At 61.8% G+C, this 8,911-nt stretch carries 7 protein-coding genes and 2 pseudogenes; 5 read left to right on the top strand and 4 right to left on the bottom strand.

From position 1 onward, the window contains the following. Positions 1–355: 355 nt before the first annotated feature. A pseudogene (locus tag FEF26_RS14660) lies at positions 356–502 on the top strand (metal-sensitive transcriptional regulator); the annotation flags it as partial. Between the two features lie 325 nt (positions 503–827). Continuing rightward, positions 828–1,439, top strand: a complete 612-nt coding sequence (locus FEF26_RS14655) for a class I SAM-dependent methyltransferase (protein WP_243730614.1) — start codon at positions 828–830, stop codon at positions 1,437–1,439. 170 nt (positions 1,440–1,609) lie between these two features. Here FEF26_RS14655 and FEF26_RS14650 read toward each other — a convergent pair whose 3' ends face one another. Further along, a complete protein-coding gene (locus FEF26_RS14650; RefSeq protein WP_138254282.1) occupies positions 1,610–1,819 on the bottom strand; it encodes a peptide deformylase in 210 nt (69 codons plus the stop codon). Positions 1,820–1,830: 11 nt separating this feature from the next. Here FEF26_RS14650 and FEF26_RS14645 point away from each other — a divergent pair. The 3 genes and pseudogenes from FEF26_RS14645 to FEF26_RS14635 all read left to right on the top strand — a co-directional run. Next, a pseudogene (locus tag FEF26_RS14645) lies at positions 1,831–1,947 on the top strand (metallopeptidase family protein); the annotation flags it as partial. 372 nt (positions 1,948–2,319) lie between these two features. Continuing rightward, positions 2,320–4,791, top strand: coding sequence for a C40 family peptidase (locus FEF26_RS14640; protein WP_138254279.1), 2,472 nt, complete (start codon positions 2,320–2,322; stop codon positions 4,789–4,791). Positions 4,792–5,753: 962 nt separating this feature from the next. Beyond that, the gene (locus FEF26_RS14635; RefSeq protein WP_138254278.1) at positions 5,754–6,638 is read left to right on the top strand and encodes a fructose bisphosphate aldolase; all 885 of its coding nucleotides are present in this window, start codon (positions 5,754–5,756) and stop codon (positions 6,636–6,638) included. Between the two features lie 56 nt (positions 6,639–6,694). Here the strand turns inward: FEF26_RS14635 and FEF26_RS14630 are convergent, their stop codons facing one another. From FEF26_RS14630 to FEF26_RS14620, 3 genes are all read right to left on the bottom strand, one after another. Next, positions 6,695–7,738: a type II glyceraldehyde-3-phosphate dehydrogenase gene (locus FEF26_RS14630; protein WP_138254277.1), complete on the bottom strand. Its 1,044-nt coding sequence runs from the start codon at positions 7,736–7,738 to the stop codon at positions 6,695–6,697. A 246-nt stretch (positions 7,739–7,984) separates the two neighbouring features. Next, complete coding sequence (locus FEF26_RS14625; RefSeq protein WP_138254276.1) at positions 7,985–8,296, bottom strand: metal-sensitive transcriptional regulator; 312 nt, start codon at positions 8,294–8,296, stop codon at positions 7,985–7,987. 41 nt (positions 8,297–8,337) lie between these two features. Continuing rightward, a partial coding sequence (locus tag FEF26_RS14620) for an HAD-IC family P-type ATPase (protein ID WP_138254275.1) occupies positions 8,338–8,911 on the bottom strand: 574 nt, incomplete at its 5' end.

Here is an 8,911-nt window from a genome sequence, read left to right as displayed (position 1 = left end):
CTGTGGCGGGGAGCCCGTTCCTCATCTCATCGACGCACCAGTGGCAAGAACCTCATGCCCCACAACACCTAGCGGGTGGACTAGTTCACCGACTGTCGCTGGCATTGCTACCTCCATATTCTGCTTATCTCTGGCATCTCTGGACTGAACTGCCGGAACCCGAAATCACGCCCTCAACGGACGCAGTCACGGCAGGTGCGCTTGAGACTGGACGTTCCTAGCGGAACTTCTTCGATCAGAGGCTCAACAGACGCCCCGGCCATCCGGAGTCCGTCCAGCGTATTGAAGCCGCGTTGAGGGGACCATGACATTTGTCAATCAAGGGAAGACCACACCAAAGCAAGAGAAAGCCAAAATGACCACTACGACCGACTCGCCCACCGCAGGCCATGGCTACATCAGCGACAAGAATCGCTACATCGCCCAACCCAAACGTATCGGAGGCCAAGTCCGCGGCATCCACAGGATGGTCGATGAGGACACTTACTGCATAGACATCCTCGACCACGAAGACCAAGGCATGATGGGCACCGTCGAAGCCCGCTGACCGAACTCAAGTGAGGGACACAGTGGTGGACGTCCCGCCCAGCCACCGACGCAGGAAGCAGAAGGAAGACAGCCAACTCTGCGCTCAGTAACGCGCGAAAGCCCAGTTGTGCACTCTAGTTCTGTTACTGGCGGCTTGGACAGGAGGCCTAGCTGCCACTCGTTCGACCATGAGATCCTAGGCACTTAATGGGGTGCCACGGACCGCGTCTCCCGGCGACTCGCCTGAACCTATCGTGGGACCCACCAGTTGCTCAGGAAAGCTCACCAACATGCCGATCATGTCCGCTCTTGAAGGGCTACTCTGCCGCAGCGGACCCTGGAGGCACGTGGCTCGCCGGATGCTCCCATGGAGCACCCAAGGATTCGCGTTGACAGGTGAGGTGCTCGAGATCGGTGGTGGGAGCGGCACTATGGCCGCAGAACTTGCCCGCACGAATCGGCAGGTACACCTCACGGTGACCGACCTTGACCCCACCATGGTCCGCGCGGCACGACACGGGCTAGCACGCCTACCGCAGACCACGGCGGAGCAAGCCGACGCCACACACCTGCACTATGACAAGGAGTCTTTCGACGTCGTGACGAGTTTCCTCATGCTTCACCACGTGATCGACTGGGAAAGCGCTGTAAGCGAAGCTTCACGTGTCCTGCGACCAGGAGGGCTGTTCCTTGGATATGACCTGGTCGCATCACGGATGACAACACTGGCCCACATGGTCGACCGATCCCCACACCGACTCATTGAGCAAGGACAACTAGAAGCGGTCTTGGCCCAGGCCGGCTTTGAACGAGGTTCCGTGCGGTATTCGTTCGGTGGTCTCGTGTTGCGCTTCGCCTCCCGCAAGGCGTACACGCCAGTGGTTGTCGACCTCAACACCGAAACCCCGTAACTCGTCACTAACCGAAGCGGGACAATGCCGCACTGAGCCGAACGAGGCGAGAAAGCCCAGCATCTGCTGGTAGCCCGCCTGTGTAGCAGGCACCTGGTTGTCACCGAGCTTAGCGCCGGTGGAAGCGGCTAAGACGGCGATGTGCTGGGCGTCTAGGCTGCTCTTAAGTCTCAGGGGCCGATTAGGCTGGATCGCCGTCGTCCCCCCAAGGCGCCTGGGGCCACTCCGCGCAGCGATGAGTTGCCAGGCGTATTCCAACCCTCCCTCTTCACGACCTTCATCCAGCGTCTCGCGTCGCATTCCTTGAGCCGGTTGACGAAGAGGTATCCGTCAAGGTGGTCGTATTCATGAGTGCATGTGTGCGCGAACCATCCAGTGATTTCGAACCTGGAGGCTTCTCAGGCCCGGCGAGGAGGTCGTCGAGCAGGTGATGGTCACCGTGGTCCACGAAGTCGCACACTTCTTCGGCATCGATGATCCGACCCTGCACCGGCTGGGATGGGGCTGAAGAGGCCCCATGACAGGGCTTAGCACATACCTGTGACGAAGTTGTGGAGGCGCAACCTTCAACCTACTTGAAGGTTTGAACTATACCGTTCTGTGACCCTTCTCCCCCGGCATCACGCGGATCCAGGCCTCACAGTTAAGTCACAGAAACGACACGGCCTATTGCCACCGTGACCTTCTCGCAATTACTGTGAACCTCGTAGCGCCGCGAGGGTCATCAAGCAGACGAAATTCCCATGGCGGCGCCTGAACCGGGACTCCCATCGCATCCCCCGGGCCGGGCGCTCCACGTCAGCTCCCTGATCCGAGAGGCTCCTCACCAGGAGGGGCATCTGCGCTGTGTTGCACCAGTGAGGAAAAGTGAGGAACTACCGTGAAACACCGTCGTAATCTCGCGGTGGCGGCCGTGACCGCCGTCGTGGTGACTACAGCGCTTGTCGGGACGACTCTGCCCGACCTGGTCGCTGACCGGACAGGTGACGCCGTCGCCGAACAGTCCGAGAGCGAGCAGAACCTCGCCGACAACTTCGTTGTCACCGAGCTGCCGGACACCCCATCTGCCAAAGAGATCTCCACGGCTAAAGAGTCCGATCAGGCACGGGAGAAGCTGATGGCAGATATTGCCGGACGCATCAGCCAGGCCAGTGAGCGCGCCAATGAGCTTGAGTCCGAGCTGCAGCGCCAGCAGTCCCTGGCCGCCTCCCGTATGGCAGAAGCCGCAGAGGCTGCCGAAGCCGCAGAGCAGGCCACGCTGGAAGCAGAGGCCGCTCTGGCCGTGGACGCCTCCGATGACTATCAGGAGGAGGACTCCTCCGCGGCCGATGTGCTGCTGGGCGATGAGGGCACCCTCGCTGAGGATGCGACAGACCAGCAGCGCGAGGAGCAGGCTGAGCAGGCCGCCGTCGAGGCCGAACAGGCCGCACGAGAGGCCGAGGCCGAGCGTGAGCGCGCCGAAGCCGCCGCCCAAGAAACTGCCGCTGCATTGGCCACTGCTGGTGAGGCGAACGCTGAGACCAACAATTCCCAGCAAGAGCTCGGCGAGAACATCCGCGAACAGCTGAAGGCACTGCAGGACCTTGAGGGTTGGGAGGGAAGCTTCGAAAGCTTCCTGGAGAACTTCCTAGGCAATGCCGACTTTATTGATGAGGACGGCGAGATCGACGAGCAGCAGCTGGTCTACCGGATCCAGCAGCTACGCGCCGACGCCGAACAGACCCAGATCACCACCGACGACGCCGACGTGGCCGAGGCCACTGTTGAGCCTGCCGACGAGCCCGAAGAACCTGAGTCGGCTGAAGAGCCGGCCGAACCCGAAGCGGTTGAAGAGCCCGCCGAAGAACCAACCGAGGCCGAAGCAGCCGCAGATGCGGACGGGGAAGCCGCATCTGCTGAAGACTCCGAAGCTTCCGACTTCGATACACTGACTGAGGAGCAGCGTGAGCTGCTGGCCGCCGGCGCAGAGCTGGAAGATCAAGACGGTGCACGCGACTACTACGAGTTGGTGCTGGAGAACGAGTACTTCACCAGCTCCACCGGAGCCGTCAACTGGGATGCTGTCGCCGCCCATGTGGACCACCTGGAGTCGCAGGCCGAAGCGGACGAGACGGAACAGGAAGAGCCCAGTGAGGCGCCATCCCCGTCATCGGCTCCAAGTCCAAGCGCGACCCCAAGCCCCACCGAGACTCCGAGCCCCAGCGCCACACCGACACGGAGCGCCACTTCCAGCGCCGCCTCGAACCAGAGTTCACCGGCGAGCTTCGACTCCCTCAGCTCAGACCAGCGCGAGCTGCTGGCTGAGGCCGGTGAACTGGAGAGCGGCAGCAGCGCCGAGGACTACTACCGGATGGTGCAGGATAACTCCAACTTCACCACCAGCGGCGGCTCCGTCAACTGGACCGTGCTGGAGGGCCACCTCTCCTACCTGCAGGCCCAGGAAGAAGCAGAGGAGCAAGCTGAGGAGGAGGCCGAGGCTGCTCCGAGCCTCTCACCGACCCGCTCCGCCAGCCCGTCGAGCACACCGACGCCGACTCCCACCTCGACGCCGACTCCGAGCCAGACGCCGACGTCGACTCCCTCGCCGTCGCAGTCGTCCTCTCCTTCACGGGCTGCCACGCAGCAGTCCTCCACCCCGTCGATTCCGTCCTGGGGAAACCTCTCCAGCTCCATGCAGAGCCTGCTGAGCACCGGCGCGGAGCTGGAGTCGGGCTTCAGCGGCAGCGGCGGTGACTATTACCGGGCAGTGCTGAACAACCCAGACCTGACCACCGGTGACGGTCGAGTCTCGCAGAACGCTCTGCAGTGGCACGTGAACTACTTGGAGAGCCAGAACACCTCAAGCTCCAGGTCAAGCTCCGGCTCGAGCTCCTCTTCTTCACCGAGCCCGACCCAGTCGGCCACTCCCACCCCGACTCAGACCCAGACCCCGACGCCGACCCCCACTCCGACCCAGACGCAGACTCAGACTGCTAACCCGCAGCCTGCCAGCGGCGGTGGGAGTAATGCCGCGCAGATCGCAATGGACTGGGCGGTCAACACCGCCAACCGTTCGGACACTTATTACCGGCTGGGCGGCAATGGCCCTAACGCTTGGGACTGCTCCAGCTTTACTCAGGCAGCCTATGCTGCGGCTGGAGTGAGCCTTGGGCGGACTACCTATGATCAGATCACCCAGGGACGCCAGGTGTCTTGGGATGAGCGTCAGCCCGGTGACCTGATCTTCTGGGGCGACTACCACATGGCTATCTACCTGGGCGACGGACGAATCGCCGATGCCGGCTCCCCCTCCTCCGGTGTGACCGTGCGCAGCATCTTCGGCTCGCCCACCAGCGTGCGAAGGGTGACCTGACCCTGAGCCATCCGGCTACGCTCCAGCGGTAGGGAGCCCAGCCTGAATAACTGAATATCTCACTGGTTGATGCCCCCGGTTTCGGACGCCGGGGGCATCACTCGTTGACGTAAACTTCTGTCGATGGTTCGAATTTTCGTGGGCGGCTACATCGGCGTTCTGGCCATCAAGTTTTACGCCGACTACCAACGCTAAGGCGAGCAGGTCCCGTCACGTGGGACGCCAACATCGTGACCATCTGATGGCAATGAACCTCGTGGTGGCCACGACCATAGCGATGGTCAGCGTCAACACATGGACCTGGTCCAGGAGAACTTGGGAGGCCCCAGCCCGACGTCGCCCTGATGCTCGCCGCATGCGGATGCGGGTCCGTGATCGTCTCCATGGATACACCGGCGCTGTTGGAGCGCATACCGGATCGTCGTCATGCTCACCAGGCCTGCCCGTATCGCTTCTTCCTGACGTCGTTGACGTGTGAGTCGCCGGGACACGACAGTGGGCAGCACTACTCGCGGCAAGGCTCCTCACCGGCGCGACTCCCTCACCGATCCTCATCCCGCCAGCGCGACCGCTGCCTCGCAACAGCATCGAGCTGAGCAGACTTTGCTGCTCGTCGCGCAGTCCTCGCTGGTACAGGCCTGTTTTCTTCTGACCTGCCCGCTGGCCGGCGCTTTCGGTGCCGCCATCGGCTTACCAGTAGTCGCTCTTCTCAGCTGCGCTTGGCGCGACCGACGCCGGGCAAGCCGCATTATTTGGGGGAGACGCTCCCACGCTGAACATTCTGCGAGGCGAAAGACTCCCCGGCACTCCAGAGGTTCACGCTCCTCATGATCTACATGCGGAGGTGAACTGCCATAACCATCCCTTCGACAGAGGGGGGACCCGAGGGCAGAGACAAATTACCGCGAGGGACAGTAGGCTCAAGAATCACAGCAGCAGTTCGAGTACACCGAGGGGGAGCCATGGACTCAGCCAAACAGGACAGGGTCAAGAACGAGGTCGGTTTCATCGCAGCGTTAGATCAAAGCGGGGGCAGCACACCGAAAGCTTTGAAACTCTACGGAATCGAGGCGGAGGCCTATCCCAACCAGGAAGTGATGCTCGACCTAGTGCACGAGATGCGGACCCGGATCATCACAAGCCCAAGCTTCGATGGTGCCCGCATCCTCGGGGCTATCCTGTTCGAAGACACGATGAACCGTTACATCGAAGGAACCCCCACGGGGGATTACCTCTGGGACGTCAAGGACATCGTGCCGTTCCTTAAGATCGACAAGGGCCTGGCTGAAGAATCACACGGAGCTCAGGTGATGAAGCCCATCCCTGACCTAAACAACCTGCTCAAGAGTGCGATCAGCAAAGGAATGTTCGGCACCAAAATGCGTTCGCTCATCAAAGAGCCAGGGGAGGGGCTCCACGCTGTGGTCGCGCAGCAATTCGCGATCGCTCAACAGATCCTCCAGTTCGGTTTGGTCCCTATTGTTGAGCCGGAGGTCGATATCCATAGCCCCCGAAAGGCTGAGACGGAGAAGCAGCTCAAAGCGGCACTCCAAAGCGAATTGGACCATCTCGGCGAGGACCAGTCAGTCATCCTCAAACTGACGCTTCCCGAAGTCGAGAACCTCTACCACGAGCTCGTAGAGCACCCACGGGTGCTCCGGGTGCTGGCATTATCGGGCGGCTACTCCCGAGCCGAAGCCACTGCTCGCTTGGCACGCCACCAGGGAGTCATTGCCAGTTTCTCACGCGCTCTGACCGAGGGACTCACCGTCACCCAGAGCGACGACGACTTCGACGTTGCCCTGGGTGAAGCAACTGAAACAATTACGGACGCCTCGCGCACCTGACCTCGAAGTCTGGGATCAATCTCGTCCTGCCCGTGTGGTGAGGTTTGTTGTTTGAGCTAATCGGTGGCCGTAAAGTCGGCGCGCACCCCTAGAGCACGATCGGTGCGCCGGATGGATTCTGCGCCGTCCTCCACGGTCCCAGCTAATGCGCGGATGGCGTCGATGTTCTCGGGGGTCACGATGGCCTGGTTATCGATTGTGTACGTCCAGAACAGTTCATTGCCCTGCACGGTCAAGATGTCTTCCCAGATGGCGACCTCGTACATGTCGCCGCGGGGCCTGCCCAGATCCTGCATCAGCTCCACGGTGCTGTTGACCGCAACAACCCCGTCCGAACGTTTCACGAAAGCGATCCGCGGCATCGCCTTTAACGCCGCGAGGACCTCTTCTGCCTCTGCCGCACGGGTAAGCTCCACCGTCCAGAAGTGCAGATGATTCTGTGTGTGCGCTCCCTTGGCCGCCATCGTCACCACGTCCAGATTGGGGACCACTGACTGGGCGTCCGGGCCCTGATGGCTGGGGATGCGGCCTTCGGGGACAACGGTGTTCATGATTCCCGAGTGATCGGATTCCCACGGGTCCGTGGCCCTCCGCACCAGCACGCCCCGGGCTTTGGACAGCAATTCGGCGTCCTGGAGCGCAGTCAGCGTGCGGACGGTAGCGGTGGTGTTGCACGAGACCACGCGAGTCGTATCCCGGCCCAACGTGGATTTGTAATTGGCGTGAGCGACGAAAGAGTGACCGGTGAGACTGTGCTTTTCCCCACCCTGGAAGACCGACTTGACGCCGAGGCTGCGATAGAGGTCTACGTTTGCGGCTCCGATGCCAGCCGGAGTGCAGTCGACGACGACGTCGACCTTGCCCAGCAGGTCCGACAGCCCGCCGACGAGGGGGTATCCCGCAGCCCGCATCTGCTGCCGGGCCTCGTCGGTTGAGGCATAGACCGGGATGCCTTTCGCAACCGCTGAGGCGACCCGATAATCGGCGGTGACGTCGCTGACCCCGACCAGCTCCATGTCTTCCTGGGCTTCCACCGCGTCAGCTACACGCTTACCGATAACCCCGTAACCATTGACAGCGACTTTGATCTTGTGTTCCATAATCGATTTCCTTTCGAGAAAGTGGGCAGGGCGGTCGTGTCCCGGAACCGAGTGTCAGGTAGCGGGCCCTGTAGTCATGTCTAGCTTGCTTCTGGGCGGCCTAAGGTGACACCGCCAGGGATCGGTTCGCACTTGCAGGGCAGGCTCCGAACTTTCCTAGCATGGTTGTCTGCAAGCCTGAAGTCTAAGGTCGAGATTTCGTTGGGCTTGATGGACGCTTTGAAGTTGGGCGACACAACAGTCGTTCTAGGATCGTACGAGGCGGGCGATGGCGTCGGAGGCTTCTTTGATCTTGGCTTCGGCTTCATCGCCACCATCCTGTACCGCTGAGACAACACAGTGTTTGAGGTGGTCATCGAGCAGGCCTAAGGCCACCTTCTCCAGCGCGGAGTTGATCGCACTGATCTGGGTGAGGATGTCTATGCAGTAGGTGTCCTCGTCGACCATCCGGTGGATGCCGCGGACTTGGCCTTCGATGCGCTTGAGGCGGGCGAGGTAGCGGTCCTTGTCGCTGATGTAACCGTGGCCTGCGGTGGGCGAGTCGGTCGTAGTGGTCATTCTGGTTTTCTCCTGCTTTGGTGTGGGCTTTTTCTCCGGCGCTAGACCCGGTCGAGGATTCGGTCGGTGCTGGCCTGCGGAGTGAGGTCAAGGCGGCGCAGCAGCTGAGCATTCAGGGCCACCACGACGGTGGAGGCGGACATCAGGATCGCGCCGACGCTCATCGGCAGCACGAACCCGATCGGAGCCAACACGCCGGCGGCCAGCGGCACCGCAGCGATGTTGTAGCCGGCAGCCCACCACAGGTTTTGCTTCATCTTGCGGTAGCTGGCACGGGAGAGCTCGAAGATTGAGAGCACCGAGCGGGGGTCGGAGGAGGCCAGGATCACCCCGGCTGAGCCGATGGCCACGTCGGTGCCGGCACCGATGGCGATGCCGACATCAGCTTGGGCCAGGGCGGGGGCGTCATTGACGCCGTCGCCGACCATGGCCACCTTCTTGCCTTCGTCCTGCAGTTCAGCGACCTTGGCCGACTTGTCCTCAGGCCGGACTCCAGCGAAGACCCGGTCGATCCCGAGATCTTTGGCCACGGTTTCTGCCACCGCCTGGGCGTCTCCGGTGATCATCACCACCTGGACATCATTGGCGTGCAGGGCATCGACCGCATCGCGAGAC

It is taken from the genome of Nesterenkonia salmonea (assembly GCF_005771525.1).
Classification (GTDB): Bacteria; Actinomycetota; Actinomycetes; order Actinomycetales; family Micrococcaceae; genus Nesterenkonia; species Nesterenkonia salmonea.
This window is presented reverse-complemented; position numbering and strand designations above follow the sequence as displayed.

Bases quoted from the DNA above. Each gene is read 5' to 3' on its own strand.
- FEF26_RS14635 (WP_138254278.1), top strand. From the start codon at position 5,754: ATGGACTCAGCCAAACAGGACAGGGTCAAGAACGAGGTCGGTTTCATC.
- FEF26_RS14625 (WP_138254276.1), bottom strand. From the start codon at position 8,296: ATGACCACTACGACCGACTCGCCCACCGCAGGCCACGGTTACATCAGC.
- FEF26_RS14630 (WP_138254277.1), bottom strand. From the start codon at position 7,738: ATGGAACACAAGATCAAAGTCGCTGTCAATGGTTACGGGGTTATCGGT.
- FEF26_RS14655 (WP_243730614.1), top strand. From the start codon at position 828: ATGTCCGCTCTTGAAGGGCTACTCTGCCGCAGCGGACCCTGGAGGCAC.